Here is a 25,408-nt window from a genome sequence, read left to right as displayed (position 1 = left end):
AACAAAACTAGAAAAATAGGGGGCATATATGATATCGACGAATAAAATAAAAGATCAAATTTCAACAGTTCTTGAACAAGCCAATTTCAAAGGAAGCTTTTTGGCTGCTAATCGTGAAGGTATCATTTATACTGGCTCCTACGGATTAGCTAATGCAGAACTTAATGTTCGAAATACAACATCAACAAAATTCAGAATCGGGTCCCTGACTAAGCAGTTCACTGCTTTATCCATCTTACAACTAGTCGAGAATAATTACCTAACCGTAAATGATACGTTAGATCGTTTTATACCGGAATATCCTAGCGGGAAAGAGATCACCATTCATCAACTACTTTCGCACTCTTCGGGGATCTATAACTTTTCGAATCGAAGCGATATTATGGAATGGTACAAAAGCTCAATGACAATTAAAGAAACCATTGATAGCTTTCAGCACCAACCAACAAGCTTTAATCCTGGCGAGAAATACGAATACTCAAATTCAAATTATGTTCTATTAACGTATATTATTGAACAAGTATCTGGATTGAGCTATGAGGTATATCTCCAAAATAATATATTTAATGTTCTTGGAATGAACGATACTGGATATGACAATGAATCAGAAATAATTATCAATCGTGCTACTGGCTACTATTATAAAGATGAGATACTTAATAATGCGCCCTACATCAATATGAGTATTCCGCAAGGAGCGGGAGGACTTTATTCTACAATAGAAGATTTATATAAATGGGATCGAGCACTATATTGTGACAATTTGTTGGGTGAGAAGATAAGAGCGGATTTCTTCACTCCTAAAATCGAAAGTTATGCATACGGCTGGATGGTGCAGTATTTTGGAAATATGAAAGTGCTGTTTCATACAGGAGGAATTCATGGGTTTAGCTCATTTATTTGTAGATTTCCTGAAGAACAAGTGTGTGTTATTGCCTTAAATAACTATTCGCAGGATATTAGCGGTATTGCTGTTCAAGTTTCACAAATGATTCTTCGATGATCTACGGATCAATAGTCTAACGACGTGCAAGTGATCGTAAAGGGTACTTTCAAAAATGATGTGAGGTGAGCTTTATGGTGGAGTACTCTTTAGAGAAAGCAGATATGGATTTATTTGCGGTGTATCAGGTTATATACTCGGGTACAGATATTGAAATGTGGTTTGATTGGAATACTCGCTTGAACGATACCAAGTTTACTGATCATTGCTATTGGATTATGCATGAAGATGTGAAAATAGGCGGAGCAATTATCAACAGCGATACAGTAATATATCCATTTATCATTCCTCCTTTTTCAGACAGATTCAAGTTTTGGGACATTCTATTAAAGTGTTGTAAGGAGATAAAGCATATTAATGGGATGCTGCACGATGATGTTAACATATTGCTTTCGTCAGGCTTTAAGGTGAATGTAGTACGGCAGGTTATGTGTCGTCCAGCTGATATAAACAATAAAGTAGATCTTCCGGATGGATTTTCAATGTATGCGTTGAATGAAGCGGTTCATGTCAATGAATTATCAAAAGTTATAATAAGTGGTTATGCTGGAGGAATTGATCATGAGATCTATGGTGTTCCTAATGAGGATCAAGTAATAAAGGACAATAAATATTTAATGGAAGTTTATAAACATAGAAATCTATCTATATATATCGTTAATGAAATGAACCAGGAAATCGTAGCACTTTGTATTGCTGGTATTAGTGAGAACATGCCATTAGGCTTTGCAGAAATAGGCGAAGTATGTGTTTTACCCCAGTATAGAAATAAAGGAATCGCTGAATTTATGCTCCGACATATTATTGCGACTGCATTTGATTACACACCCGTTGTTAAACTCTGTGTAACTGTGGGGAATCAAGCAGAGAATCTTTACCGAAAAGTAGGATTTCAACCTGGACCGCGATTCGCAAATATGAGCAAAAGATAACGCTGAACTATGAAAAAATATATCAAAGGAGCTGAGTCGTATGAAGGCCATGAAATTACGTCCCTTTATTCCGTCTGGCACGGACTACCCTCGTGCCGTACAATTTTATATCGACCTTGGTTTTGAAAAGGTTTATTACAGTGATGAGCTTACAATCTTCAAATTCGATGATATAGAATTTCATTTGCAGAACTATCAAAACACAGAATTACAACATAATTACATGGTTGAACTATGCGTTCAGGACTTGGATGCATGGTGGCAGCATATTCAAGACTCCGAGTTAGTGAACAAATACGATATTAGAGTGAAGCCCCCTCAGATTCAGCCATATGGGAAACGTGCTATCCATCTTATCGATACTGCAGGTGTTCTCTGGCACATGACTGAATAGGAGAGGAGTTCACCGACTTGAATAAATATAAGATTCATAAAACTAACAGCAATTATTGGAATACAAAAGGCAATGACGTGTTAGGAGCAATCGTGCTTCCACTCTATGGAGCATATATCTCAGAAGACAAACATCAGCTTTTTGGGGATGTCGCAGGGAAAAACATGTTAGAGATTGGGTGTGGAAACGGACACTCCTTGCAGTATCACGGAGAGCGTAAAGCAGCCGAACTATGGGGAATAGATATATCAGAAAAACAAATTGAAAAGGCAAATCAGCATTTGACTGACTGTGGACTTTCTGCAAAATTAATCTGTACGCCTATGGAAGAAGAGTGTGGCCTACCTGTCGATTATTTCGACTTTGTATACTCAATTTATGCCCTAGGCTGGACAACCGACCTAGAAGGTACTTTTTCTCGGGTTGCTTCTTATCTAAAAAGAGATGGTGTATTTATTTTCAGTTGGTCTCATCCTATACACAAATGTGTTGTTGAAGAAAGTGATCGTTTTGTATTTAACAAAAGTTATTTCGACGATTCCTGGTATTCCGTATCTCCTGACTTTTGTGAAGGAGCATTAACCTTATCTGACCGCAAGCTATCAACCTATGTAAATGCGTTAGCGAAGGCAGGGTTTGTCATTGAACAAATGATTGAGGAAACGGACGATGAATTGATGCCGCTTCGCGATGAAAATGATCGTCTTGCAAAAAGAGCGAGGATGTATCCGGTTACCTTCGTTATTAAGGCAAGAAAGCTTTAACCTACTGAAGAAAGTGTCAATAAGTTCGAGAGGAAGAGCAATTAATAAATGCATCCAAATACGAAGTGTTTGGGAAGTACCGCAATTTCTTCAGATCCATTCTCAATTAGCGGAAGATCCCAATAATGTGACGCTTAGAGCAAGATTTAACCAGTTGGAGCATATTATTGAAGTTCATAAAGAAATGCTTGCAATCGAAGTGCCATCATCATAATAAGCAAGCTCACAAGTCGAGACGCCCACCTAAGATCAGAGCTATCCAAGGGGGGCGTTTGTCGTTCATGCATAATTTGATGGAAACGTGCGCCAAATAGGCTAGATCGGCTAGATCAGGCATAAAAACAAGGAGAGGATGCTCATCATGTTCCTATATCATTTTAGTGAGGAATCAGATATAAAAATATTTCACCCTCGTAAAAACTTGCATCATGAACATTTGCCACCTGTCGTTTGGGCGATAGATGAGGAGCATTCCGTCAATTATTTATTCCCAAGGGATTGTCCAAGAGTAATATTTAGAAGGTCTGAACGTATGAGCAAGGAGGATGAGTTGCATTTTTTCAGGGATAGTCATGCTGACACAATTATAGCTGTCGAGAATGACTGGTTGGAGCAAATAAGCAATACTAAGCTGTTTAGATACACATTTCCAAAAGAAAGCTTTGAGATGGAAGATGGCATTGCTGGCTACTATATCTCAACAGTATCGGTTGAACCGCTGAGGATAGAGCCGATAGAAAACCTACTACTAGAGATCGTAAAACGGAAAGTTGAGCTAAGATTCACACCAAACCTTTACCCAATTAAGGAGTCGATTTTATCGTCATCAATCGATGATTATTCCATCATTAGATTTAGAAATGCTAAGCAGTGATGCAGTGATATAAAGAAGAGGAGGAAAAACAATGGGTGAAAATGAGGAAGCTAAAGTGGGAGAAAGACTAGAGGACATTACCGGTGTAACTTGTATCTATGTTCCGGTAAGCGATGTTTACAAGTCTATTAAGTGGTATCAGGAGAATTTAGGATACCAGCCTTCAGACAAAGAACGAGTGGAGCCAGGGATGGTCACGGCTATACTAAATATTCCTAATCGCAATCGCAATGGAGATATGCCTATACCCGGTTTAAGGCAAGTAGTGCCTGCATTGTTCCTTCACCAATCAGATGAAGAGGGTGGGCGACTTCGCTTTACCTGGTCAATGGACGACAGTGACAAACCGCATGCAATGGCGTGCTTTATCACTCCACGGATAGAGGAGCTTATTAATCGTTTCAAGGATAACGGAGTCCATATTATAAGCGAACGGATGACAAGTGGACCCAACATAACTTTCGCTGACCCTGACGGTAACGTCTGGGAGGTTTGGCAACCATAAAAAGATAATCTCATTAAATTAAGTATAAGGTGGTTTCGTTTATGGAAGTTATAACTGAAGAATATATGATTAGCTCCGATAAAAATCTGTTAAATTATGATGTAATATATGATTTACTATCAGGATCATATTGGGCTAGTCATAGAAGTAAAGAGAGGATAGTTAACTCAATAGAACATTCATTGTGTTTTGGGGTATATCAATCAGGTGAGCAGATAGGCTTTGCGCGGGTAATTACAGATTGGTCTACGATGTATTGGTTATGTGATGTGATCATTGACGAAAGGCATAGGGGAAAAGGAATAGGGAAAAAGCTAGTAAAAACAATCATTGGCTGTGAAGAATTAAGAGGTTTATCTGGATATTTAGGAACCGCCGATGCACACGGGTTATATGAACAATATGGATTTGAAAGAAATGCGGAAAGATTTATGGCTAAAAGACCCAAATGAATCCACTTATTGTACGGACAATCCGAAGCAGTAATTCATGGGGAGTTATAACAAGTATGTAATCCCTCCCTAATAATAAGTTACATGGAGGTGTTATCTGTGGGAATGTCTGATTATTATAAAGACCTCAGAGAACTTATTGGTGACGAACTAATATTTATGCCAGCTGTAGCAGGAATTATAAGGAATGCAGAAAAAGAGATTTTATTCGGTAGAAAACATAATGAATCTAATTGGGGGTTAATTGCTGGAGCTATTGAAATTGGAGAGACGCCCGCAGAAGCAATGGTAAGAGAAGCTTTTGAAGAGACAGGACTTGTTATAGAACCAGAGCGAATTATTGGGATTTACGGAGGAAGAGATCATCGTTTTATTTATAAAAATGGCCACAAAGTTGAATATTTAACAATTGTGTTCGAATGTAGCATTAAGGGTGGAAATTTAAACAGTGATAACGAGGAAATGAAAGAACTGCAGTATTTCTCTGAAAATAATATACCTCCAATAGAAAATAACTACCCAACATACATATTTAGATCTCAACAAGATGAACGAGCACATTTTGAACGTAACTCTAAATGAAAAGGAGGTCTAGTGGTGAGCATCAAGCAGTCATTCTCAAACAAGGTCAATGATTATGTGAAGTATCGTCCAACATATCCAAGTGAAGCGATAGATTACTTATATGATATTGTCCACATCAATAGGAATTCGACCGTAGCTGATATTGGAGCTGGTACGGGGAAGTTATCGAAGTTACTCATCGAAAGAGGTACTCCTATTATTGCAGTAGAACCTGATGAGGAAATGAGAGCAGCTTCCAAACAATTACTTGGCAATGAACCAAACTTTTGTGCTGTAGCGGGATCAGCAGAAAAGACAGGCTTGGATAATCATTCCGTGGACTTTATCGTATGTGCACAAGCCTTCCACTGGTTCGATCGTAATGTAACAAAGGTAGAATTTAAGAGGATTCTAAGAGAAGGCGGTAAGGTTATTTTAATCTGGAACACACGTCAAACGACGGGTACGCCGTTTCTAGAAGGGGTAGAACGCTTATTGCATAACTACGGCATCGATTACGCCGAGGTCAATCATAAGAACATTACAGAAGATGAATTGCGTTCATTCTATAAAGAAAATACTATGGTTAAATCCGTTTTTAAGTTACAGCAGTTGTTGGAGTATGAGGGGCTGCTCGGACGAGTTTTGTCCTCTTCCTATACTCCTATGCCTGATCATCCTAACTACAGACTTATGGTGCAAGAGTTAGAAAGGTTATTCGAACAATATGAGGAAAACGGTAAAGTTGCCTTACAGTATGAGACAGAGCTATATTTCGGAGAAATATAAAGTTCTTCTAGAGAACATAAGCAAGATCTTTTTAAGTATGGAATATAATGGTACAATAGGGAGGAGTATCAGATAATTGTATAGGCATTAATAGTGATTGATCGTATATAAAAAAACAAGCAAGCTCGCCAACACAGACCCCCACCTAAATGATAAAAACTATCTAAGGTGGGGGTCTGTCATTAATGGTGGAACATCTGGCAGAACATATGAAGCTTTTATGAGAGGAGAACAATCCAATGAAGTACAGAGCTGTTGCACTATGTCTAGTAAAAAGTGAAAATCAATATTTACTTGTTGAACAGTATGATGAAGTATTAGATGTAACCTATTACAGGCCTGTAGGTGGCACCATTGAATACGGAGAAGATAGCAAGAGTACAGTAATACGTGAAGTACGAGAAGAGATAAGTGCTGAAATTAGTGAGCCCATATTAGTATCGGTCATTGAAAATATTTATCCTTATGGAACAAGTATAGGACATGATATTAATTTCATCTATGAAGCTGGCTTTATAGATGAAAGCTTCTACACTAGAAAACAGATAATTGGAACTGAGGGGGAAGAGTCATTTAATGCCATCTGGATAGACCTTGCTACCATCAATAAAGATGATAAAAGGAAATTGGTCCCAGAAGGCTTAATGACAATCCTAACAGAAGAAAATGATAGCAAGTTAAGCGAGATTAAACATTATCGAACAAGATAAATATCGGGTGCGTTACGTATTAGAGACCATAATATACGTAACAAAGCAACAAGATTGCACGAGATAGGGGGCAAAACTCATGAAAATTGGGATATTGAGAAAGTTTATCTCTAGCATGATTACAGCGGTAATATTATCGATCATACTCGTGTTTGTCCATGGATATGCTCCTTTTTTAGTCTATTTTATGTACAGCGCAATTGGTTGTCTAATAATAGGAATGCCTTGTTCTATTCTAGCAGAGTTCATAGTGATGAGGGTGAAGCATAGTATTTTACGCCTATCAATAGGTTTAGCATTACATCTATTTCCAGCGGGAATTATTGTTCTTCTGCTTTCTTTCGACGAACCTGGTGGAATCATGGTGGTTCTCAAGTACGGCAATATTTTTGTGTATTCGATCATTACCGCGGCTACAGTCTTATGGCTTGTTGATGCGGTATTAAAAATCGCTATAAAAGGTAAAGAGGTGAGCTACTAATGGATATCGTCTGGTCTAGTACAATTATTACACTAATCGCCGCAGCAATTGTAATAGGTAGTATTGCTTTGCTGATCGTATTGTTGATCAATTCAAAAAAGAGAAAAGCAAGAATTGAAGAAAAGATAGATCGTTTATTAGATCAAAAGGAATAGAACTATGAAAAATATAGATGATCTAGAATGGGAAAAGTGGGACGTCATTAGACGTAAAGGGAGATTCGTATATATCCTTGGGAGGACATGATGGAAGCAAAAAGAATTGCTGCTGAAAGAGCTGTTGATTACATACAGAACGATATGATTGTAGGTTTAGGTACTGGCTCAACCGCCTATTGGGCAATACAAAAGCTAGGCTCCAAAATACAAGAAGGTCTTAATATTAGAGCGATTGCTACATCTAAACAATCTGAAGAGCTAGCGGAAAAGCTTAGAATTCCAATGATTTCTTTTTCAGAGATTAGCGAAATTGATATCACAATAGATGGTGCTGATGAAGTTGACGATCGCTTTAATCTGATCAAGGGTGGCGGAGGAGCGCTATTGCGAGAGAAGATTGTGGCTGCAGCAACGAAAGAGTTTATCGTTGTGGTCGATGAGAGTAAGGTAGTAAAGCATCTCGGTAAGTTTCCGCTACCCATAGAGATCGTAAAATTCGGTTACGAAATAACGATAAGAAAGCTTCAACAATTAGGATGTGAACCTGATTTACGAAAGTTGAACAACGAAGCTTTCGTAACAGATAACGGCAATTATATCGTTGACTGTAAGTTTGCCAAAATAGAAAATCCAGAAAATCTTCATCATAGCATTAACCTTATACCGGGGGTTGTCGATAATGGGTTATTTATTGATATGACGAAGAAGGTAATTGTCGGATATAAAAATGGTGAAGTAAAGGAAATTCAGAAAAGAAGCTAAATTATGTTGATTTGCAAGGTTTCCCTAATTTCATAGAGGGATGTGTTCATTATGATCATTGAGAAGGCAAATAAGAAAAATCTCGATGAAGTAACCAGCTTAGCGATAAAGCTGTGGCCAGAGAACATATGGAGTGAGCTCAGGGCTGAATTTGAGAAACAGTTAGATTCCAAGAAAGACGTTGTTTATCTAGCGATCACTGAAGGTCGCTATGTCGGGTTTATACATATGTCGCTCAGATATGACTATGTCGAAGGCTCGAGTTCAAGTCCTGTTGGATATATTGAAGGAATCTATGTAGATGAAAACTACAGAAACAAAGGCATCTCTAAAATGCTCGTTGAAGCAGGAGAGATTTGGTCAAAATCGTTAGGCTGTACAGAAATAGCCTCAGATACAGAGCTGCATAACGTTGGAAGCCAACAATTTCATAAAAGTATAGGTTTTAAAGAAGCGGCAAAAATCGTAGCCTTCATTAAAGCTATTAAATAAGCTAACTAATAGTAACTACGGTAGAACAAGCACAGAGCTAGTAATATATCATTCATCGAAGAGTATAGAGCAAGCCTAAGCTCACCAACGCAGACGCTCACCTAAGATTAGTTATCGATGGTGGGCTTTTTTCATGGAGGTGTACGATTGATTATTCGCGCTAGCAATAGGAATGATATCGATCAGCTAATTAAGCTTAGATATGATTTTACTGCTGAATACAAGGCAGTAGATCCCGGTGTATACGGGGCATTTTCACAAGAATGCAGGGAGTTTTTTGAAAATATATTCGCTTCAAAACAGTGGATGGTTTGGGTTGCAGAGATAGAAGGTAGGATCATAGCACATGTTTTCCTGCAAATTATTGAAACGATACCTAGGCCAGGGAGACAGCGATCGCCATACGGGTACGTCACGAATGTGTACACCATACCAGAATACCGTTCACAAGGGTTCGGAAGTGGAATCATGGAGGAACTTAATCGCTGGGCGCAGCAGAATCAGTTAACGTTTCTAATGGTATGGCCAAGTGAGACAAGTGTTGATTTTTATGAAAGACATGGATTCGAAAAAGCCCTCGAGGTGATGGAGAATCATTTATAAAAATGCTCAATGTTCACTTTCCTATTAAGAAATAATAAAAGCTATGGAGGTCGGCGAAATGGCCAATATCGTTGGTTATATAGATTGTGTTTATTTACCTGTGTTGGATCAAGAGGAAACAATAAAGTGGTATCAAGAGAAGCTTGGGTTTGATTGGAATGGACATTGCTTTGAGCTTGGATACGGGCCAGACATCATGCTAGTGAACGTCAATAATAAAGAAGATGTAAAGTTAACTTATAATACGGACCACTGGGAAGGCGAAGATTTCGAAATGTATATCCTTACATACAAATCGCCTAATATCGAAGAAACCTATGAAACCTTGAAGGAAAGAGGAGTAAAGGTATCAGATATTAAAATGTATGACGGCAATCGAAAATGTTTTAGATTCTATGATCTCAATGGACATCGATTTGATGTGTGGTCAGGCTGGCTTTAATTCATATTTATGCTGTAGACGCTGTAGTTATAGTAATGTGAGTGTGCCTGGGGAAGTGGAGGTTATATCCGTATGTATTATTATAATGGACACATAGATGACTTCTTACATGGCGTTATGAACGATGATGTTGGTCCAAGGGAATTTGAGAGTTGGATAACAACTAATAAAGAGCTACTGGAAGATTACATCGGAATGAATGAATATCAGCGTTTACTAGCGATTGATTATACGACAACGAGTGCTATTAATCACATAAAAGAGCAAGTAAAGCTGATACTTGATACCCCAACATATGATCACGAAACAATGTGCGCTCTACTTACAGAGTTACTAGAGAATAAAGACGCATATGTAAAATGCTGCCGTCAAATTTATGAACATTACTGTAACGGTTTTGATTTTTTCAAGGATATTGCACTTACTGCAATATGCTACGATTACGATCATCGGTTAGAGCAACCAGATGATTTAGAAGGATTTTTTAAGGAAAGAGAATTTATTGTGAAAGAAGCAACAAAGATATTAGAGTATTTGAAATCAGGTGAAATTAGAATAGTAGAGACTTACTACTACTTGGATCGAAGAATTACAGGTAAAAGGCTGTAAAGGGGATTATTATGGTATGGATAAGGATGATAAGTGCATTAGTGACTTCATTCATCATTAGCTTAGTGGTGGTTTTGAGTGGAAATAACTCGGTAAATCAATCAGAGACAAATCTTGATTCTACAAGTTTTATAGTAGAATTGTTAGTTTTATTTATACCGATAACCTTTGTATTTTTAGTTATCGCTGTACCATATTCCTTGTTTGTAGATCGTTGGATGGAAGGTTTACAATGGAGTCGTTTAAGTCGAGAAAGATTTGCTGCCCTACTATACATTGCAGGAGGAGCCATAAGCTTACTTACCATTAGCTTGCTAATAAGTCATTCTATTCGACTCGTTAGTATAAGATGGATGTTGGTGCTTGGAGGATTAATGTCTCTGACATACTTTATAGTAGTAAGAATACTGGTATTTATTTTTCGTAAGATTAAGCGAGGTAGATATGAAAACATATAGGGGCTCGGTCCAATTTTTGCTTAAATGAGGTGTTCATTATTCAAGCAATTCATTATAACAATAAAACATTTGTATCGATAGAAAATACGAGTAACGGTGAAGTATCAAGAGAAACTATATTTCATTACAAGCAGCAAGATCATTTCGTTTGGGCAGATTATTCAGGTGGTGGCATCTTACTTGGTCATCTAATTGGAGTAGTAGATGAAAGAGGTACTCTAGAGATGAGATATCATCATATCAATGAAGCAGGGGAGCTAATGACGGGTGAGTGTACATCTATCCCTGAAATATTATCCGATGGCCGCATGAGATTATATGAATCTTGGCAATGGACATGTAAAGACCAATCCAAGGGGCAATCCATAGTGGAAGAAGTTAAAGAGGAATAGAATGAAGCATATAAATCACTTAACTACAGTACGTTCTAGTCGATATGATCGCAATGATCCTGCGCAAGAAGGTAATAAAAATACAGAGTTTTTTGATTTTATTATCGATGGGCAATCACTGTACCAATGGCTCAAAAAGTATGATATGGTTCCAGCTTTAGGGTGGGGCAGTCAAGTGCATCAGAAGCAAATGCAGGATTATTTCGTATTAAACAAAATGCATCCCAGCTTATACTATAGATACCCGATACTTGTGTGCCCTTGGTGTGGGGATGAGGAATGCGGTTTTATTTCGGTTTTTATCGAGAGACATGAAGACTATGTCATATGGAAAGACTTTAAGCTAGAGCCGAATAATATTACCATCAACATAGGTCCATTTTTTTTCGAGTGGGCTAATTATAAAGCAGCAATACTTAAAGCATATCGTACTGAATGAAAGTAAGCTAATTAGGAGGATGACGATGAAAATTACGAAGATTAATCATAATGGGGTAGACATTGCATTAGTGACGAGTGATGAATTATTAATTACTGATGTTCAGTCAGCATTAGACCTTCTTGCAACGGTTGGCTATGAAGCGAGAACTAATCGGATCATTATCGATAAATCAGCAATAGATGAGCAATTCTTTGACTTAAGTACACGTATCGCAGGAGAGATCCTTCAAAAATTCATAAATTATGAGACGAAGCTTGCTATTGTGGGTGACTTTTCGACTTACCAAAGCAAAAGCCTGAAGGATTTCATCTATGAAAGTAACAATGGACGGGATCTATTCTTTTTGCCCGATAAAGATCAAGCCGTTGAAAAATTAAGTAAGCACAAGAACTAGAACGCCATACTTCGCTTAGATTAATTAAAGGAGTTAATCAATGAGTGAACGAAAAACAGAAAAGCATTTAACGATAAAATTAATTACATTAATGATTCAACTGATATTAGGCGTGGCGTTTATTATTATAATGGATGTGGGCTACAAAGTTATAAGTCTGACGACTCTACTCTATATTGCTCTTGCCATTCTAATGTATCTTGCATTTAATACAGGGATGGATTTAATGAAGCGGGATTACAGAACGATAGTTGGGAAATTAATTACCCTATCCAATAGCTTATTAGTTGTTGAAGATGACTATGGTAAGTCACACAAGCTCAGACTGTATGAAAGACCAATACACGATATTAATAAAGATAGTGCAATTGAAGTGAAATATTATATAAGAACCAAAGCAGTAAAAAGCATAGCGATTGTAAAAACATAGATGTTTTTAATTGAACTTTGACTGAAGAGGTAGGAATGACAATGAAAGATAATAAAGTGAAGATAGATGCAAGTGGATTCCTTGCGAAGCTTAGTGCACCTGCACGAAACGCATTGCTCAACGAAGGCGTCGAGACATTGCAGCAACTGGCCCAATATACGGAGAAGGAAATCCTTAAGCTGCATGGTATTGGACCCGCATCCCTACCGATTATGCGGGCTTCACTAGAAGAAGCTGGCTTATCCTTTAAACAAAACTAGCATGATGCCCTTCTATGATGGTAGTTATCTAAGAGGGGCATTTCTATTAATGATATAAAGTAAGTAACAAGGGAGAGATCAATGAGCACCTTTAACTATAAAGCATTTTATGACAGGGTTGGAAAACAGAACGGCTGGGATTTTAGTAAAGTCCAATGTACAGTCGCAGGAGAGATGCCTAACCTTTATCATCTTGCAGCCCAGCATTCTCCTAAGAAAAAGCTGTTATTAGATATCGGGACCGGTGGCGGAGAGCAGGTATTAGAGCATTGTCGAGCATTTCAATTAGTGGTCGGGATTGACAGTTCATATGAAATGATTCATGCTGCCAATACAAATTTGAAGGCCAGTGAACATAGTAATTTTCGTTTCTTTCAAATGGATTGCACAGATTTAAAGTTTCCAGACCATATGTTTGACATGGTGTCTTGTAGACAGGCTCCTTTTGATCCCAATGAAGTTTCGAGAGTATTAGCACCTAGTGGTCTGTTTATAACGCAGCAGGTCAGCGAGCATGATAAATATAATTTGAAACAAGCGTTTAACCGTGGACAATCTTATGGTGAAGCGGATGGAGCACAGCAGAAAGTGTTTGTTCATCAACTTCAAGAGGCTGGGTTTATTAATATTGAGGTTCATGAATATGATGTAACGGAGTATTACCACTCAGCTGAAGACTTGATTTTCTTGTTGAAGCACACTCCTATCATTCCATCCTTTGGGATTGAAGAGCAAGATTTCGATATTCTTGAAAAATTCATTGCTGATAATCAACAATCTAAAGGAATAAAAACGAATTCAAAAAGATACATAGTAACAGCTTCTAGAGGAGTTTGAAGTGAATAAAAACAACAACATAAGAGATTTAATTTATATTAGTGGGAACGAAATAAACCATAATTGTTTTTACTCCTATGGTATTGAATTTCATGAATTTATGTCCTGTATAAGTGAGAAACCAGAATTACTCATCTTGCTTAAACATAAGTTCGATGATGCATTACTAAATCTACATTCAAGATTTGAATATGTTACTTCAAATGAACTGAAGGATTTAATTAATGATGACGTGTATGGCTACGGGGACTTTTGCTGGATCGATATGAAAACAGCAGATGAACTCGATCATATGAGCAAACAGCATATCGCAGAGTTACTATATTTCGGACATTTAGCAGAGCCATTACACAGATTACCAATGGCTAGATTTGCTTACTATGCACATGATGATGGATGGTTCAATAAACTCTATGTAACAGATATTGAGGATTATGAATGTTTACTTTGGAAAGTACTTTTGCTTAAATTAACGAAACTAACTAGAAGGTCATTTGTAGATATTCCCCCAAATCTATCAATGGTTCTTTTAGAATTTACCAAAGAAGGTTTGTTTATTGATTTATCAAAAATAAAAAAGAGCAGGAATGAAGTTGCGATACCAATAACTGCAATTGGTCATTACAGAGACATGGATAAAGTCTATGATTTAAGAGATGAGATTGAAGAGTATAAGCTTTATCTAGTATATTCGCAGAAATCGTGGAGAATGGAGGTTAAATGAAATGGAAGCTGTTATCATGTATTCGGCTTTAATATTTATGCCTATCTATGCCATGGTGTTTATTGCATCCCTCTTTAATCTATTAGGAATTTCAAGGCGTTGAAGTTGTTTGCGGAATTAGCTTTGCCCTTATGATGTGGACGCTGAGTGGCACGATTTTGCTCGGTGCAGGTTAAATTATTGATTAAGAATATAAGCAAAGACTGTCACAAATAGAAAAATAATGTATAATAATGGAATAAGCGTGCTGATGCAAACGACGACCGAGCCTAAGATAAAGCTATCTGAGGCTCGGTCGTTTTCATAGGCTTAGGGAGTGATGACAATAAATAAAATCGGTCTATCCCCAAAAAGGAAAGAAGAGAAATATGAGTATTTGTTTTAAGAAGTAAATAATAGCTTGATTATAAACAAAAAGGAGAATGCATGATGTACAGCTCATACGGGGAACTTTGCACAGAAGTTTATGATCTTAGCAAACCGATAAACCCAACATCTAGCGATGTAAAGTATTATATAGAACGACTTTCACATGTTAAGGGGAAGGTTCTTGAAGTAGGTTGTGGGTCTGGTAGGGTCCTGATTCCATTACTGCAAGCAGGAATTGCAGTTGATGGTTTGGATCATTCAATACCGATGCTGGAATCCTGCCGGAGCAGGTGCAAAGAATTGAATCTTTCACCTCACTTAATTGAAGGTGAGATGCACGACTTTAATATAACTGGTCAGTATGATGCCATTATCATTCCAGGCGGAACGTTTCAATTAATAGAAGGCCGAGAGCAAGCGATGAGAACACTTGATCATCTTCACGCATGCTTGTCACCTGGAGGCAGTTTAATTATGGACCTCTTCATCCCAAGTGACTTTAATACAGACATGACGATTACGAAAACGTATGAAACGTCCAATCAAGAGGTTATTGTGTTAGAGGACAAACGTATTGAATGTAACATACTAGAGCAGAAGATGGTGTCTTTATTAAAGTATGAGAAATGGAAAGACGGTTCGCTGTTAAAATCTGAGCTACAGCGTTTACCACTAAGCTGGTACGGTCGCTATGAGTTCGAGTTTATGCTTAAAGAGTTAGACTATCAAGAGGTTACAATCTCTGCTGAATATTGCTACAAGAATAGCCCTACAATAGCTGGACAGATGATGACATATGAAGCCATTAAGGCAGTTGATGTTAATGAGTCAAGCTAAATTTTTATTGATTGTAATTAAATAGATGAGAACAATTTGATAGACAGTAAGTAGTCGATAGGACGCTATTATTCAGCTAATGTTATACAAATAATACAGCAGGATGTGATACTATTGATCATTTGGATTAACGGTGCTTTTGGAGCGGGAAAGACAACGACTTGCTTCGAGTTAAGCAGAAGGCTGCCGAATTCATTTGTATACGACCCGGAGAATGTAGGATATTTTATTAGAAAAAATGTTCCTAAATCAATATTAAAGGGTGATTTTCAGGATCATACAATATGGCGTGAGATGAACTACTCCATGCTTCAGACGATATGCAATGATTACGACGGAATAATTATCGTTCCTATGACGATTGTTAATCCTAAGTATTTTGATGAAATCATCACTAAGCTGCGGTCAAACGGAGTAGAGGTTAAGCACTTCGCTCTTCTAGCAAGCCGCGAAACGTTATTAAAGCGTCTAAGGAGCAGAGGAGATCATAAAAATTCATGGCCAGCGAGGCAAATTGACAGATGTATGGCTAGCTTATCCCAGGAATTATTCGAGCAGCATATCCAGACAGACAACTTAACTACAGAACAAATTATCGAGCTAATAGCAGAAGCCTGCAATATTGAGCTACAGCCAGATCATAGAAGCGCTGTAAAGAAGAAAATCGATCGTTGGATGAATCAATTAAAACATATTAGAATCTAGTATCAAAAGAGCAAGCATAATAAGTAAATTAGACTGAATGGGTGTGATCTAGTATGCCAGAGATGTCATTACAAACATTAATCTGGTTGTTCATTGTGATCTTTTTACTTCATGATTTAGAGGAAATCATATGGGTTGAATCTTGGATTAAGAAAAACAAACAACATGTGATGAATGTGGTACCCACTTCAATAAAGCGTAGATTAGATAAGATGCTTACTATTACAAGCGGTCAATTTGCACTTGCTGTTTTACTTGAATTTATTATCTTCATTCCATTTACTTATCTCGCTGCGGAGAAAGGAGTTTATCTGATCTACCTATCAATGAACACTATCTTTTTACTGCACGTATTCACTCATGTAGGTCAATCCCTGTATCTAAGAATGTATACACCAGGGGTAGTTAGTGCAGTGATTTTTGTCCTTCCGTATACTTTGTATGTACTTCATAGTTTACTTGCAAAGGAATTAGTAACATGGGAAGAAATCTTGTTAAGTATTCCGATTGGACTATTGATAATACCAATCGTATTAGTCGGTCATGAGCTTGGAAAGAAGTTGGTGAGGTAGGAGGTATTTATACTATGAAAAGGGGTTTGCGTTTCACAATTGAAGCTATTATCGTAGCTATAGTGACACTATCTATTTTTTACATCTGGCCAATCGTGCAGGGAATGTTACTTACTAACAATCATGTTCCTGACGTTGTAGCTAATTATGAATCCGTTGATCACCTACAATCTAGCGTTTCTTTTGGAACAATCACTCATACGGGCTGGGGATTTAGGTTTATATGTTCAATTCTAGCTGCAGCAGCTTATTTTTGGTTACGCAGCGGACTTGTAACTATTAAACAGAGAAACAGAAACAATTCTTAAATCGACAAAGCAGCTAGGAGGAAAGAATGTGATTAAAGATAAAATAATAGAAATATTAGATCGCCTGCCAGAGGAAGAACAGCAGCACGTATTAGATTATGCAGTGCTTATTGAGCGAAGGTATCAATTTAATTGGAACTTGTTTGGCAAGGGCGTAGAAATAACCGATGTATTCGAAGAAGCAGAGAAAATTATAGCGCTATGGGAGTATAGGTTTTCAAGCCATCTTAGTGAAGAGACTAAAAAAAGTATTTATTATGATCAGTTTAAGTGGCATATCTTTAGTTATGAAAAAGTGCATAGCCTAACAAAAGACGAAGCTAGAAGTGCATTTGATGAAATACGAAAAGATGAACTCTATCTCATGTATGAGGGCCGTCCATTTATAACGCGGTTAAGCAATGCTAAGGATGTGGTCGCTGTGGACTTTGATAGCGAACAGGATGTATATATTTTTGACACAAGCTGTACATGGACCTATGTCCATACGCATGAATCCTATTGCGGGCCGTATTTTACTTCTATATCCATGATACCGAATGAAGGAGAGGGGTAACGATGGAAAAGAGTCAGGATGCTTCAGGCATTATACTAATTGATCAATTCAACAGAGTATTGCTAGTTCATCAAACCTATGGAAGGAAGGTATGGTCCATACCAGGAGGAATGGTGGAGCCAGGCGAAAGTGCTTGGCAAGCAGCAGAAAGGGAGCTGAAGGAAGAGGCGAATATTGCTGCTGAAGCGATAGAACTAGCGGGGGTTTATTTTCAGCCGCATAGAAACAGATATATTTATACGTTTAAAGCCTTTAAGTATGTGGGTGATATTCAGGTTGACCATATGGAGATTGATGAATATGGTTTTTTTGATATCGATTCTTTACCTAGGCCTATATCGAGCTTTACAGCACAACGCTTAAGAGATGCGGTCACGAGCTCTAAAGCAATATTTAAGGAAGAAGATCGAGCCAACTATCATATTCTAGAATAGGAATGGAGATCGTGATGAATGTGAATGCAACAAAAGAACATATTTTACGTTTGTTTAGAGAGGCTGGTCTAGAAGAGTACGAGAAGGAATTTGAACAGTATATAACACCTTCTATTAGAATGGAGACCATGCAAGCATCGGATGAGGAAATAATGGTCGGTGAAACAAAAATAGGTGGAAACCCAGATTTACCACCTGATTATACGTGGCCTAGGTGGAAAACCTACCCGATGTCTTTTATCGCCCAAATTAATTTAGCCTCACTGAGTAAAGAGGTTTTGCAGCATTACGATATCCCTAGTAAGGGAATATTATCATTTTTCTATACCGCTCATCCTGATGCGATGTATGGGAATAAGTGTGAGCTGTTTTATAGGAGCAAGGACACGGCTAAAGTATTTTACTTTGACGATCAGCAGACGCTTACTAGAACAGCTGCACCCTTTGAGCAGCATGAGGAGTTTTGGTTTAAGCCATGTAAGGTCAAGTACATTGTCGATTGGACTATTCCTGGCTCCGAGACATATGAGATCAGTAAGGGGTTAGGTATGGGCTGGAACCACAACAGAGAGGTGTTCGATAAATACTGCTTTGTTTTTCAATATCGTTTTATTGATGAATTTCATAATCGTAGTCAATGGCATGAACCTATACATAGATTTTTAGGAAATCATGATGCTATCCAATCAGGCTATGTAGATGGCGATCATAATCTGCTATTACAGATCGATTCTGATAACCTTGTAGGCACGATGTGGGGAGACACGGGGAGAATATACTTTTTCGGCTGTATCGAGAAGCTTAAGCAGATGAATGTAGCTGATGCTTATGCTGTAATGGAGTGTACTTAGTAGTTTTTTGAGTTTAAAGTTCAGATGATATTGTTATAAGGGGTTATGCAGCTTGAATAAAAGATATGAAATAAAAGCGCCGCAATCTCACTATATTCAAATGTTCGGACTTCTCGTTATATTGACTAGTCATACATTGGTGACGTTATATGCATCAAGTAAAGAAGCTACCTTATTGTATACATTAAAGTGGGTGATAATTTCCCTCATTGTAGTCATCATCATCACCCAAATATACTTACTTCTTCGTTTTGGCAGGGAAATCACCATTACGCCTGAGCGTATTATAACGAAGCAAAGTGATATTGCTGTTACAGAGATTGAAAAGATCATTATACAGGGGTATTTCATAGAGAGCGTAGGCATTAAAAGAATTGGAAGAAAGCTGATACAGACGGACTTACACTTTAGGTTTAAAGAGGATGAAGAAAAGCATATAGAGGAATTAAAGAAATGGGCTGAGCTACATGGAATCCCCGTAGTACGAGGAAGAATTATAAAGTGGCTATAAAGAGCTGTTATTGCTTTAAAAGTAGTAGAGAGGATGGATAACGATAATGACGAGCAGTAAGAGCATGCAGAGATGGAAGAAGATCAAGAAACAAGGACTGTTTCGATTTATAGTTGTTTATGGAATTCTATTGTTTGGTATCGTTGCAACGATTATTGCATTTTTTGTTGATAGAGTTTGGATATACGGGCTCGACTATTCCAATTATTTTACTGACGGTTGGGGACGAACAGTATTCGAAACCTATATTAAATGGAGTATCATAGGAATCATTTGGTCCTTGTGGATGTGGTTTCTCTATGTCAAACGGTTAGGTAAGTAGTTCATTATAACAGCCCTATGAAGGGAGATATATTGATGCTCTCACTAGTTCTTAGAACACTACTCTACGATGCGCCACAAGTGATATTTAGTGATGCTGAGATTAAGGAATACGAGAAGATAAATTCAACGATAAAAAATGGTGAGCTGCTAACCCTTGACCACCATATCTCAAAGTATCGGTTATTATTATATCTGTCGCAGCATCACAATTATTTATTTCATGGCTCCAATCATCCTTCTATAGATGAATTCGAGCCGAGGGAACAGACCTTATATAATAATAAATTAACTAAAGCTGTGTTTGCATCGTCAGAGCCGATGTGGTCTATATTTTATGCGGTGTTTGATCGGAGTAAATTAGTAGGGAGCTTTCGCAACGGATGTCTTGTATATAAAAATAAAAAGTATCATTTTTATTCACTCAATGAATCTACAAAAAACAACGACCCATGGACGGAAGGAGTCATTTATCTTCTACCTAGAGATACCTTTGTGCAGCCAGATCAGAAAAAACTGCACTTCGACGAATGGATTTGTCATAACTACGTTAAGCCATTAGGTAAGATTAAGGTTAATGCAAGTGATTTTATATATAAGAATAAAGTTGCAACGCATCAAGCTCACGAATCACTCATTAAAACCTGGATGCTCTATAAACGCAGAACGCGGAATAAGAAACAAGGTGATCGTTATGATGAATGATCAATTACTTAACTTGTTATATAAAGAAAACGAAGCACACGAATTATATGAACAGGCAAATAGGGAACAGATCGAAAGAACGGAAAGGGAGTTAAATTTCGAGCTTCCAGTGTCTTACCGAGAATTTGTTAGCAAGCTTAGCAATGGTGCATATCTATATGGAGTTCAAGAGGTAAGTTCGGTAGGAGACGGTAATCATCAGATCTATCCCATTCAACATTTATATAAACAATTGAATATTGCTGCTCCATTCCAGAAGGTTACTATTTCCGATAACAAGGATATTTTACTGAGTGAGCTAGTACCATTCTCTTTAGATCACAATGGAAATGCATGGTGTTTTATTGGGGACCAATTAATCAAAGGGGAGTATAGAGTTGGTTACTTAAATAGAGAAAACTATCAATTATATGGTGTGCTTGCTAATTTTACTGAATGGATAAAAATCCTCATCAATTATAAAGAAGAAGTGATCCGACAGCTGTATGATGATGATTTTTTATGTAATGAATTAAGTCTTGGATAAAAATTTATGTAGCTCTTACATATACGGAGGTTAATATGCATTCAATCCTTGAACCATACGCTCTCAATTTTAGCTCTTCCAATCATCTTGCACAGAACGTAGAGTCATTTTTCGCAGCACATAACGATCCAGAAACATGGAAGCATACGTTAAAGGTTGCGACTGAAGCTAAGCGGGTTGCTGAACACTACGGAGTGGATTCTTCTAAGGCCGAGCAAGCAGCGCTTCTGCACGATATTAGTAATGCGGTACCTGTTCGAGAAATGCTTTCGATCGCCCAAGCATTGTCGATCGACATCATGGAAGAGGAATATCAGTATGCTCGCATCGTTCACCAAAAGCTATCTAAAGCTATGGCGGAACAACTATTTAACATTAAGGATCAAGAAATACTTGATGCGATTGAATGTCATACAACCTTGAAGTCAGGCTCACATCTACTCGATAAAGTGCTATTTATATCAGATAAAATATCTTGGGATGGTGAGCATCAATATCTACTGAATATTCGGGAAGAAGTATATAATGGCAATCTCGATGCAGGAATCATCATTTACTTAAATCATATTTGGGAGCAAAGATCAAAACTGAAATTAGTACATCCATGGTTAATAGCAGCTAGGGAACAGCTTCTGAGCAAGTTAAATTCATAAGGCGTCTATTGTATGAAGATCAATAATAGAAAGATTCTCGGCATGGAGGAAGGGAACTCCTATGAATATCCAGTTGATTCAGTGGATGGAAATTGAGCAAGAAGCGTTGAACTTATTAACAACAGCAGACTATGAACGAATACCTCTATCGCCAGGGCTTGAAGCTGAGGTAGTACAGCTAAATTTTACACCTATGAGTAACCATAACCAGTCCTTTGTTCTGAAGATTTGGAATAAACACTCATTGCCTGACGTGGGCAGGCAGTATGAGCTCCTAGCTAACCTGTTCCAACAAGGCATCTCAGTTTCTAAACCATATGGCTGGGGAGTGAATGAGGATCGTCACTCCGTCTTACTGATGAGCTACGATGGCAAGCCTATGACGAAGCTAGATAAGAGTATGATAAAGAAATTAGCGCAAATGCTTGTTGATGTTCATCGTGTGAAGATCTTAGATGCTAGGCTTGCTCCTAGCTATGACTTTGTAGATTACTTTTATCCAGGAATAGAGAAGCATAGTGATATCTATGAGCAGCTAATGGGCATCTTGAATTCCGTAGAACTCTCACAGCAACACTTCATCCATGGTGATTATAATCTGGGAAATGTACTAGAAGAACAGGGCCAACTTACAATCATTGACTGGACTAACGGACAGCTAGGAGATCCAAGATATGATATCGCATGGTCTGTATTTTTAATGAAGCTCTATGCTGGCACTCGCTATGGAGGAATGTACTTTTCAGAATTTGTAAAGCTAACAGACTACTCCACTGAAGAGCTGAAAGCCTTTGAAGCGATGGCTTGCTTGCGCTGGATCTTACTAAGCCGATTAACGGATATCCCAAGGGACCCCAACACATTAAAACGAATAAGAAAACTAATACAAGACAATGGATTAATTCATGAGCAGCTCCTGTAGATTGCAATACACATCATGTGAAGAATAACCGTGAGGATGTGTAAGCAATATATGAACCTTCATATTAAAGGTAATGTGAATAATGGAGCGGGAAGGATGGCTAGCAATATCGAAGAAATCCTTCTTTGATTTATAATGATGTGGATGTATAATAATGGTAACACTTCAACAAATGACCCAGCCTAACACTATTTAAGGGCTGGGTTTTGTCATTTATACATTAGGTTACTGAACAGATTTAGAGGATAAGGAGGTTTGTGATGAAGCAGAATCTTTATGACGATCCACAGTTTTTCAATATGTATAAAACATTAAGAGACTCGAAGATTACTTATAACGATTTTATAGAACAACCGGCAATGAGAAGGCTGCTTCCCGAAGTGGAGGGGCTAACGATTGCTGACTTGGGCTGTGGCTTCGGAGATCTCGCTTTGTATCTAGTCGAGAACGGGGCGCAGCAGGTGGTCGGTGTTGATCTATCGGAAAACATGCTGCAGCATGCCAAAAAACATGAGCGAATTCAATACGTACGAAGCTCAATGGAAGATATCGAATTTGAGCATAATCAATTTGATCTCATTGTCAGCTCATTAGCCTTTCATTATGTAGAAGATTTCGAAGCGTTAATTCAGCGCATTACGAAGTGGATGAAGCCGAATGGCTATCTCGTGTTTTCGACCGAGCATCCCGTCATATTAGCACATAAAAGTCAATCAGGCTGGATAAGAGATGCTAATGAGCAGCCGCTTTATTGGCCAATGGATAACTATGGCGAGGAAGGAGAGCGAAGCCAGTTTTGGGGGATAGACGGTGTCATTAAATACCATCGAAAGCTATCAACGCTCGTGAATACACTCATACGACATGGGCTAGTCATTCAAGAGATCGATGAGCCTGAAGCGACCAAGGAAGGTCTTGTGAAAATGCCTAGAATGGTGAATGAAAGAAAAAGACCTTCGTTTATCGTCATTAAGGCTAAGCGAATGGTAACGGAGCAATAACACCACATTTGTAGCTAGTTTAATAGAAAGAAGGGTGCTAATATGTCAGGAAAGTTAATGGGCGCAGCAGCTGTCATATTGGATCAAGAGGATCGTGTTTTACTAGTGAAGCATAGCTACGGAAAGAACAATTGGGATCTACCTGGTGGAAAATCTGAGATCAACGAGTCAGCACAGGAAACGGCTAAGCGAGAGGCGCTAGAGGAGATTGGACTGGAGGTCACGGTAGGTCAGCTAACAGGGATCTATTATGATGCAGAATATGATATGCACCATTTTGTATTTACAGCAGCTACTCGGGAGAATGACATGCCAAAGCCTAGCTCTCCAGAGATACTAGAATGCGGATATTTCTCGGTAGAAGATCTTCCGAAGCCAATTAGCGACTTTACAGTGCGGCGAATTCATGATGCCATTGGGCTCGATGCTCAGCAGTTATTTCATGTCATTGGTCCAAGAAAGTGGCTAGAATAGAGGGTGTTTTGGATAAGAAACGGAGCTGCAGGAGGGTGCTATGATGACATATCCCTTTGATTGTATTCGTAATTTTATGTTCTTTGATACAGCGTTACATCCTAGTGATGTGATCTTGATTCCAGGTGCAAGACAGCCCCAGCTTATGCAAAGGGCAGCTGAGCTATATCATCAAGGATTGGCACCGATCATCTTACCTTCAGGTGGTCAATCGAAAAACTCAGAACCAACCGAATGGGAGTTTTTACGAGATGTAGGCCTAGCGCTAGGCGTGCCTTCTGAAGCCATCTTGAAAGAAGATCAAGCTACCAATACTTTCGAAAATGCTCGAAATTCATTAAAAGTGTTACAACAAGCAGAGATAGATGCTAAGAAGGTGTTATTAGTGTGTAAAAACTACCATGCTCGCAGAGCATTGCTAACGTATCAGTTTGTATTTCCCCCAGATACAGAGTTTTATGTAGCTCCTGTAGTTGATAAAACAGGAATTACCAAGGATAACTGGTTTCAACATGAAGGAAGAATTAATGTCGTAATGAACGAATTGGAGAAGACGGGGAAATATTTTCGAAAGGCTATCTATCAAGTAGGAGCTGTAAGGAAGTGATGATTGATGAGCTTTGGTGATCTAGAAGGTGAAAGGGTCAAACTGCAGCCAATAGAAATCAAGCATGCTGACCCGCTGTTTCATTGCTCTAGGAATGAAAAACTGTGGGAGAAGCTGCCAATCCAAGTTAATACATTAGACGAGATGAGAGAATTTGTTCAAGCCGCCATAACAGGCAGAGAGTCCGGTGAACAATTTCCGTATGTGGTGATAGATAAAACAACAAATCGAATCATAGGTACAACTAGATACTTAAGAATTTCAACGCTGCATAAGCATTTGAATATTGGATGGACGTGGTATGCCGAAGAGGTTTGGAGAACAAGGGTGAACACAGAAGCAAAATATTTACTGTTAACACAGGCATTCGAGTTGTGGAAAGCAGTACGAGTCGAATTGATAACGACGACAGATCATTTGACATCACAGAAAGCGATAGAACGAATCGGGGCAACTAAAGAAGGTGTCTTAAGAAAAAAGTATAACAACAGGGACTATGTCATCTACAGTATTATTGACGATGAATGGGATGCAGTTAAGACAAGATTAGAAACTTTACTTAAGCAATAGGTGAACAATGAGCAA

At 38.1% G+C, this 25,408-nt stretch carries 42 protein-coding genes; all 42 read left to right on the top strand.

Features of this window, described 5'->3' with window-relative positions; translation table 11 throughout:
• Positions 1–28 precede the first annotated feature (28 nt).
• The 42 genes from NSQ99_RS19665 (at position 29) to NSQ99_RS19460 (ending at position 25,393) form a co-directional block, all read left to right on the top strand.
• Positions 29–1,003: a serine hydrolase domain-containing protein gene (locus tag NSQ99_RS19665; RefSeq protein WP_340838613.1), complete on the top strand. Its 975-nt coding sequence runs from the start codon at positions 29–31 to the stop codon at positions 1,001–1,003.
• A gap of 74 nt (positions 1,004–1,077) precedes the next feature.
• Positions 1,078–1,935 (top strand): GNAT family N-acetyltransferase, encoded by an 858-nt coding sequence (locus NSQ99_RS19660; protein ID WP_340838612.1) that lies wholly within the window; start codon positions 1,078–1,080, stop codon positions 1,933–1,935.
• A gap of 40 nt (positions 1,936–1,975) precedes the next feature.
• Positions 1,976–2,329, top strand: coding sequence for a hypothetical protein (locus NSQ99_RS19655; protein WP_340838610.1), 354 nt, complete (start codon positions 1,976–1,978; stop codon positions 2,327–2,329).
• Complete coding sequence (locus NSQ99_RS19650) at positions 2,326–3,093, top strand: class I SAM-dependent methyltransferase (RefSeq protein ID WP_340838842.1); 768 nt, start codon at positions 2,326–2,328, stop codon at positions 3,091–3,093. Before NSQ99_RS19655 ends, NSQ99_RS19650 begins: the two co-directional genes overlap by 4 nt.
• Positions 3,094–3,454: 361 nt before the next feature.
• Positions 3,455–3,967 carry a DUF6886 family protein gene (locus NSQ99_RS19645; protein ID WP_340838608.1) on the top strand — a complete coding sequence of 171 codons (513 nt, stop codon included), beginning with the start codon at positions 3,455–3,457 and terminating at the stop codon, positions 3,965–3,967.
• Positions 3,968–3,998: 31 nt separating this feature from the next.
• Positions 3,999–4,472 (top strand): VOC family protein, encoded by a 474-nt coding sequence (locus tag NSQ99_RS19640; RefSeq protein WP_340838606.1) that lies wholly within the window; start codon positions 3,999–4,001, stop codon positions 4,470–4,472.
• Positions 4,473–4,513: 41 nt separating this feature from the next.
• Positions 4,514–4,924, top strand: coding sequence for a GNAT family N-acetyltransferase (locus NSQ99_RS19635; RefSeq protein WP_340838605.1), 411 nt, complete (start codon positions 4,514–4,516; stop codon positions 4,922–4,924).
• A 105-nt stretch (positions 4,925–5,029) separates the two neighbouring features.
• Entirely contained in the window at positions 5,030–5,506 is a 477-nt protein-coding gene (locus NSQ99_RS19630; RefSeq protein ID WP_340838841.1) for an NUDIX domain-containing protein, read from the top strand.
• A 15-nt stretch (positions 5,507–5,521) separates the two neighbouring features.
• Positions 5,522–6,277, top strand: a complete 756-nt coding sequence (locus tag NSQ99_RS19625; RefSeq protein ID WP_340838603.1) for a class I SAM-dependent methyltransferase — start codon at positions 5,522–5,524, stop codon at positions 6,275–6,277.
• Positions 6,278–6,516: 239 nt separating this feature from the next.
• Positions 6,517–6,987 (top strand): NUDIX hydrolase, encoded by a 471-nt coding sequence (locus NSQ99_RS19620; RefSeq protein ID WP_340838602.1) that lies wholly within the window; start codon positions 6,517–6,519, stop codon positions 6,985–6,987.
• 79 nt (positions 6,988–7,066) lie between these two features.
• The gene (locus NSQ99_RS19615) at positions 7,067–7,468 is read left to right on the top strand and encodes a hypothetical protein (protein ID WP_340838601.1); all 402 of its coding nucleotides are present in this window, start codon (positions 7,067–7,069) and stop codon (positions 7,466–7,468) included.
• A complete protein-coding gene (locus tag NSQ99_RS19610; protein ID WP_251667204.1) occupies positions 7,468–7,623 on the top strand; it encodes a hypothetical protein in 156 nt (51 codons plus the stop codon). Before NSQ99_RS19615 ends, NSQ99_RS19610 begins: the two co-directional genes overlap by 1 nt.
• Positions 7,624–7,710: 87 nt before the next feature.
• The gene (rpiA, locus tag NSQ99_RS19605) at positions 7,711–8,388 is read left to right on the top strand and encodes a ribose-5-phosphate isomerase RpiA (RefSeq protein ID WP_340838600.1); all 678 of its coding nucleotides are present in this window, start codon (positions 7,711–7,713) and stop codon (positions 8,386–8,388) included.
• A 51-nt stretch (positions 8,389–8,439) separates the two neighbouring features.
• Positions 8,440–8,880: an aminoglycoside 6'-N-acetyltransferase gene (gene aac(6') / locus NSQ99_RS19600; protein ID WP_340838599.1), complete on the top strand. Its 441-nt coding sequence runs from the start codon at positions 8,440–8,442 to the stop codon at positions 8,878–8,880.
• A 147-nt stretch (positions 8,881–9,027) separates the two neighbouring features.
• The gene (locus NSQ99_RS19595; RefSeq protein ID WP_340838598.1) at positions 9,028–9,483 is read left to right on the top strand and encodes a GNAT family N-acetyltransferase; all 456 of its coding nucleotides are present in this window, start codon (positions 9,028–9,030) and stop codon (positions 9,481–9,483) included.
• 58 nt (positions 9,484–9,541) lie between these two features.
• A complete protein-coding gene (locus NSQ99_RS19590; RefSeq protein WP_340838597.1) occupies positions 9,542–9,925 on the top strand; it encodes a VOC family protein in 384 nt (127 codons plus the stop codon).
• A 72-nt stretch (positions 9,926–9,997) separates the two neighbouring features.
• Positions 9,998–10,534: a hypothetical protein gene (locus tag NSQ99_RS19585; protein WP_251667208.1), complete on the top strand. Its 537-nt coding sequence runs from the start codon at positions 9,998–10,000 to the stop codon at positions 10,532–10,534.
• 26 nt (positions 10,535–10,560) lie between these two features.
• Positions 10,561–10,992, top strand: a complete 432-nt coding sequence (locus tag NSQ99_RS19580) for a hypothetical protein (RefSeq protein ID WP_340838596.1) — start codon at positions 10,561–10,563, stop codon at positions 10,990–10,992.
• Between the two features lie 29 nt (positions 10,993–11,021).
• Complete coding sequence (locus tag NSQ99_RS19575) at positions 11,022–11,384, top strand: n-acetylglutamate synthase (protein WP_340838595.1); 363 nt, start codon at positions 11,022–11,024, stop codon at positions 11,382–11,384.
• 1 nt (position 11,385) lies between these two features.
• A complete protein-coding gene (locus NSQ99_RS19570) occupies positions 11,386–11,823 on the top strand; it encodes an oxidoreductase (protein WP_340838594.1) in 438 nt (145 codons plus the stop codon).
• Between the two features lie 25 nt (positions 11,824–11,848).
• Positions 11,849–12,220, top strand: a complete 372-nt coding sequence (locus tag NSQ99_RS19565) for a DUF4180 domain-containing protein (protein WP_340838593.1) — start codon at positions 11,849–11,851, stop codon at positions 12,218–12,220.
• Between the two features lie 40 nt (positions 12,221–12,260).
• Positions 12,261–12,650, top strand: a complete 390-nt coding sequence (locus NSQ99_RS19560; RefSeq protein WP_251667212.1) for a hypothetical protein — start codon at positions 12,261–12,263, stop codon at positions 12,648–12,650.
• Positions 12,651–12,685: 35 nt separating this feature from the next.
• Positions 12,686–12,910 carry a DNA-directed RNA polymerase subunit alpha C-terminal domain-containing protein gene (locus tag NSQ99_RS19555; protein ID WP_432806925.1) on the top strand — a complete coding sequence of 75 codons (225 nt, stop codon included), beginning with the start codon at positions 12,686–12,688 and terminating at the stop codon, positions 12,908–12,910.
• A gap of 81 nt (positions 12,911–12,991) precedes the next feature.
• Positions 12,992–13,747: a class I SAM-dependent methyltransferase gene (locus NSQ99_RS19550; protein ID WP_340838592.1), complete on the top strand. Its 756-nt coding sequence runs from the start codon at positions 12,992–12,994 to the stop codon at positions 13,745–13,747.
• A 1-nt stretch (position 13,748) separates the two neighbouring features.
• Positions 13,749–14,471, top strand: a complete 723-nt coding sequence (locus NSQ99_RS19545) for a hypothetical protein (RefSeq protein ID WP_340838591.1) — start codon at positions 13,749–13,751, stop codon at positions 14,469–14,471.
• A 426-nt stretch (positions 14,472–14,897) separates the two neighbouring features.
• The gene (locus NSQ99_RS19540) at positions 14,898–15,677 is read left to right on the top strand and encodes a class I SAM-dependent methyltransferase (protein ID WP_340838589.1); all 780 of its coding nucleotides are present in this window, start codon (positions 14,898–14,900) and stop codon (positions 15,675–15,677) included.
• A gap of 114 nt (positions 15,678–15,791) precedes the next feature.
• Complete coding sequence (locus tag NSQ99_RS19535; RefSeq protein WP_340838588.1) at positions 15,792–16,382, top strand: AAA family ATPase; 591 nt, start codon at positions 15,792–15,794, stop codon at positions 16,380–16,382.
• Between the two features lie 62 nt (positions 16,383–16,444).
• Complete coding sequence (locus tag NSQ99_RS19530) at positions 16,445–16,954, top strand: HXXEE domain-containing protein (protein WP_340838586.1); 510 nt, start codon at positions 16,445–16,447, stop codon at positions 16,952–16,954.
• A gap of 14 nt (positions 16,955–16,968) precedes the next feature.
• Positions 16,969–17,262 (top strand): hypothetical protein, encoded by a 294-nt coding sequence (locus tag NSQ99_RS19525; protein ID WP_340838585.1) that lies wholly within the window; start codon positions 16,969–16,971, stop codon positions 17,260–17,262.
• A gap of 28 nt (positions 17,263–17,290) precedes the next feature.
• Positions 17,291–17,818, top strand: a complete 528-nt coding sequence (locus tag NSQ99_RS19520) for a DUF4275 family protein (protein ID WP_340838584.1) — start codon at positions 17,291–17,293, stop codon at positions 17,816–17,818.
• A 2-nt stretch (positions 17,819–17,820) separates the two neighbouring features.
• Positions 17,821–18,252 carry an NUDIX domain-containing protein gene (locus tag NSQ99_RS19515; protein ID WP_340838583.1) on the top strand — a complete coding sequence of 144 codons (432 nt, stop codon included), beginning with the start codon at positions 17,821–17,823 and terminating at the stop codon, positions 18,250–18,252.
• Between the two features lie 14 nt (positions 18,253–18,266).
• Complete coding sequence (locus NSQ99_RS19510) at positions 18,267–19,103, top strand: YwqG family protein (RefSeq protein ID WP_340838839.1); 837 nt, start codon at positions 18,267–18,269, stop codon at positions 19,101–19,103.
• A gap of 52 nt (positions 19,104–19,155) precedes the next feature.
• Positions 19,156–19,614: a hypothetical protein gene (locus tag NSQ99_RS19505; protein WP_340838582.1), complete on the top strand. Its 459-nt coding sequence runs from the start codon at positions 19,156–19,158 to the stop codon at positions 19,612–19,614.
• Between the two features lie 46 nt (positions 19,615–19,660).
• Positions 19,661–19,936, top strand: a complete 276-nt coding sequence (locus tag NSQ99_RS19500) for a hypothetical protein (RefSeq protein WP_340838581.1) — start codon at positions 19,661–19,663, stop codon at positions 19,934–19,936.
• 35 nt (positions 19,937–19,971) lie between these two features.
• Positions 19,972–20,640, top strand: a complete 669-nt coding sequence (locus NSQ99_RS19495; protein WP_340838580.1) for a hypothetical protein — start codon at positions 19,972–19,974, stop codon at positions 20,638–20,640.
• Positions 20,630–21,166, top strand: a complete 537-nt coding sequence (locus NSQ99_RS19490; RefSeq protein WP_340838579.1) for an SMI1/KNR4 family protein — start codon at positions 20,630–20,632, stop codon at positions 21,164–21,166. The genes NSQ99_RS19495 and NSQ99_RS19490 overlap by 11 nt, the downstream gene beginning before the upstream one ends.
• A 35-nt stretch (positions 21,167–21,201) precedes the next feature.
• On the top strand, positions 21,202–21,819 hold the full coding sequence (gene yqeK / locus NSQ99_RS19485) for a bis(5'-nucleosyl)-tetraphosphatase (symmetrical) YqeK (RefSeq protein WP_340838578.1): 618 nt from the start codon (positions 21,202–21,204) through the stop codon (positions 21,817–21,819).
• A 61-nt stretch (positions 21,820–21,880) separates the two neighbouring features.
• Positions 21,881–22,741: an aminoglycoside phosphotransferase family protein gene (locus tag NSQ99_RS19480; protein WP_340838577.1), complete on the top strand. Its 861-nt coding sequence runs from the start codon at positions 21,881–21,883 to the stop codon at positions 22,739–22,741.
• 260 nt (positions 22,742–23,001) lie between these two features.
• On the top strand, positions 23,002–23,742 hold the full coding sequence (locus NSQ99_RS19475; protein ID WP_340838576.1) for a class I SAM-dependent methyltransferase: 741 nt from the start codon (positions 23,002–23,004) through the stop codon (positions 23,740–23,742).
• Between the two features lie 42 nt (positions 23,743–23,784).
• Positions 23,785–24,216 carry an NUDIX hydrolase gene (locus tag NSQ99_RS19470; RefSeq protein ID WP_251667227.1) on the top strand — a complete coding sequence of 144 codons (432 nt, stop codon included), beginning with the start codon at positions 23,785–23,787 and terminating at the stop codon, positions 24,214–24,216.
• 43 nt (positions 24,217–24,259) lie between these two features.
• Positions 24,260–24,823 (top strand): YdcF family protein, encoded by a 564-nt coding sequence (locus tag NSQ99_RS19465; protein ID WP_340838837.1) that lies wholly within the window; start codon positions 24,260–24,262, stop codon positions 24,821–24,823.
• A gap of 6 nt (positions 24,824–24,829) precedes the next feature.
• Positions 24,830–25,393 carry a GNAT family N-acetyltransferase gene (locus NSQ99_RS19460; RefSeq protein WP_340838575.1) on the top strand — a complete coding sequence of 188 codons (564 nt, stop codon included), beginning with the start codon at positions 24,830–24,832 and terminating at the stop codon, positions 25,391–25,393.
• Positions 25,394–25,408: the final 15 nt, after the last annotated feature.

The sequence above is a fragment of the Paenibacillus sp. FSL W7-1287 genome (assembly GCF_038004245.1).
In the GTDB taxonomy this organism is placed as follows: domain Bacteria; phylum Bacillota; class Bacilli; order Paenibacillales; family Paenibacillaceae; genus Pristimantibacillus; species Pristimantibacillus camelliae.
Note: the sequence above shows the minus strand (reverse complement) of the source record. Positions and strands in the feature narration are given on the sequence as shown.

Bases quoted from the DNA above. Each gene is read 5' to 3' on its own strand.
- NSQ99_RS19530 (WP_340838586.1), top strand. From the start codon at position 16,445: ATGTCATTACAAACATTAATCTGGTTGTTCATTGTGATCTTTTTACTT.
- NSQ99_RS19550 (WP_340838592.1), top strand. From the start codon at position 12,992: ATGAGCACCTTTAACTATAAAGCATTTTATGACAGGGTTGGAAAACAG.
- NSQ99_RS19475 (WP_340838576.1), top strand. From the start codon at position 23,002: ATGAAGCAGAATCTTTATGACGATCCACAGTTTTTCAATATGTATAAA.
- NSQ99_RS19570 (WP_340838594.1), top strand. From the start codon at position 11,386: ATGAAGCATATAAATCACTTAACTACAGTACGTTCTAGTCGATATGAT.
- NSQ99_RS19615 (WP_340838601.1), top strand. From the start codon at position 7,067: ATGAAAATTGGGATATTGAGAAAGTTTATCTCTAGCATGATTACAGCG.
- NSQ99_RS19525 (WP_340838585.1), top strand. From the start codon at position 16,969: ATGAAAAGGGGTTTGCGTTTCACAATTGAAGCTATTATCGTAGCTATA.
- NSQ99_RS19590 (WP_340838597.1), top strand. From the start codon at position 9,542: ATGGCCAATATCGTTGGTTATATAGATTGTGTTTATTTACCTGTGTTG.
- NSQ99_RS19515 (WP_340838583.1), top strand. From the start codon at position 17,821: ATGGAAAAGAGTCAGGATGCTTCAGGCATTATACTAATTGATCAATTC.
- NSQ99_RS19645 (WP_340838608.1), top strand. From the start codon at position 3,455: ATGTTCCTATATCATTTTAGTGAGGAATCAGATATAAAAATATTTCAC.
- NSQ99_RS19500 (WP_340838581.1), top strand. From the start codon at position 19,661: ATGACGAGCAGTAAGAGCATGCAGAGATGGAAGAAGATCAAGAAACAA.
- NSQ99_RS19565 (WP_340838593.1), top strand. From the start codon at position 11,849: ATGAAAATTACGAAGATTAATCATAATGGGGTAGACATTGCATTAGTG.
- NSQ99_RS19660 (WP_340838612.1), top strand. From the start codon at position 1,078: ATGGTGGAGTACTCTTTAGAGAAAGCAGATATGGATTTATTTGCGGTG.
- NSQ99_RS19635 (WP_340838605.1), top strand. From the start codon at position 4,514: ATGGAAGTTATAACTGAAGAATATATGATTAGCTCCGATAAAAATCTG.
- NSQ99_RS19655 (WP_340838610.1), top strand. From the start codon at position 1,976: ATGAAGGCCATGAAATTACGTCCCTTTATTCCGTCTGGCACGGACTAC.
- rpiA (WP_340838600.1), top strand. From the start codon at position 7,711: ATGATGGAAGCAAAAAGAATTGCTGCTGAAAGAGCTGTTGATTACATA.
- NSQ99_RS19580 (WP_340838596.1), top strand. From the start codon at position 10,561: ATGATAAGTGCATTAGTGACTTCATTCATCATTAGCTTAGTGGTGGTT.
- yqeK (WP_340838578.1), top strand. From the start codon at position 21,202: ATGCATTCAATCCTTGAACCATACGCTCTCAATTTTAGCTCTTCCAAT.
- NSQ99_RS19665 (WP_340838613.1), top strand. From the start codon at position 29: ATGATATCGACGAATAAAATAAAAGATCAAATTTCAACAGTTCTTGAA.
- NSQ99_RS19490 (WP_340838579.1), top strand. From the start codon at position 20,630: ATGATGAATGATCAATTACTTAACTTGTTATATAAAGAAAACGAAGCA.
- NSQ99_RS19630 (WP_340838841.1), top strand. From the start codon at position 5,030: ATGTCTGATTATTATAAAGACCTCAGAGAACTTATTGGTGACGAACTA.
- NSQ99_RS19495 (WP_340838580.1), top strand. From the start codon at position 19,972: ATGCTCTCACTAGTTCTTAGAACACTACTCTACGATGCGCCACAAGTG.
- NSQ99_RS19510 (WP_340838839.1), top strand. From the start codon at position 18,267: ATGAATGTGAATGCAACAAAAGAACATATTTTACGTTTGTTTAGAGAG.
- NSQ99_RS19640 (WP_340838606.1), top strand. From the start codon at position 3,999: ATGGGTGAAAATGAGGAAGCTAAAGTGGGAGAAAGACTAGAGGACATT.
- NSQ99_RS19555 (WP_432806925.1), top strand. From the start codon at position 12,686: ATGACAATGAAAGATAATAAAGTGAAGATAGATGCAAGTGGATTCCTT.
- NSQ99_RS19465 (WP_340838837.1), top strand. From the start codon at position 24,260: ATGACATATCCCTTTGATTGTATTCGTAATTTTATGTTCTTTGATACA.
- NSQ99_RS19540 (WP_340838589.1), top strand. From the start codon at position 14,898: ATGATGTACAGCTCATACGGGGAACTTTGCACAGAAGTTTATGATCTT.
- NSQ99_RS19480 (WP_340838577.1), top strand. From the start codon at position 21,881: ATGAATATCCAGTTGATTCAGTGGATGGAAATTGAGCAAGAAGCGTTG.
- NSQ99_RS19560 (WP_251667212.1), top strand. From the start codon at position 12,261: ATGAGTGAACGAAAAACAGAAAAGCATTTAACGATAAAATTAATTACA.
- NSQ99_RS19620 (WP_340838602.1), top strand. From the start codon at position 6,517: ATGAAGTACAGAGCTGTTGCACTATGTCTAGTAAAAAGTGAAAATCAA.
- NSQ99_RS19610 (WP_251667204.1), top strand. From the start codon at position 7,468: ATGGATATCGTCTGGTCTAGTACAATTATTACACTAATCGCCGCAGCA.
- NSQ99_RS19460 (WP_340838575.1), top strand. From the start codon at position 24,830: ATGAGCTTTGGTGATCTAGAAGGTGAAAGGGTCAAACTGCAGCCAATA.
- NSQ99_RS19585 (WP_251667208.1), top strand. From the start codon at position 9,998: ATGTATTATTATAATGGACACATAGATGACTTCTTACATGGCGTTATG.
- NSQ99_RS19470 (WP_251667227.1), top strand. From the start codon at position 23,785: ATGTCAGGAAAGTTAATGGGCGCAGCAGCTGTCATATTGGATCAAGAG.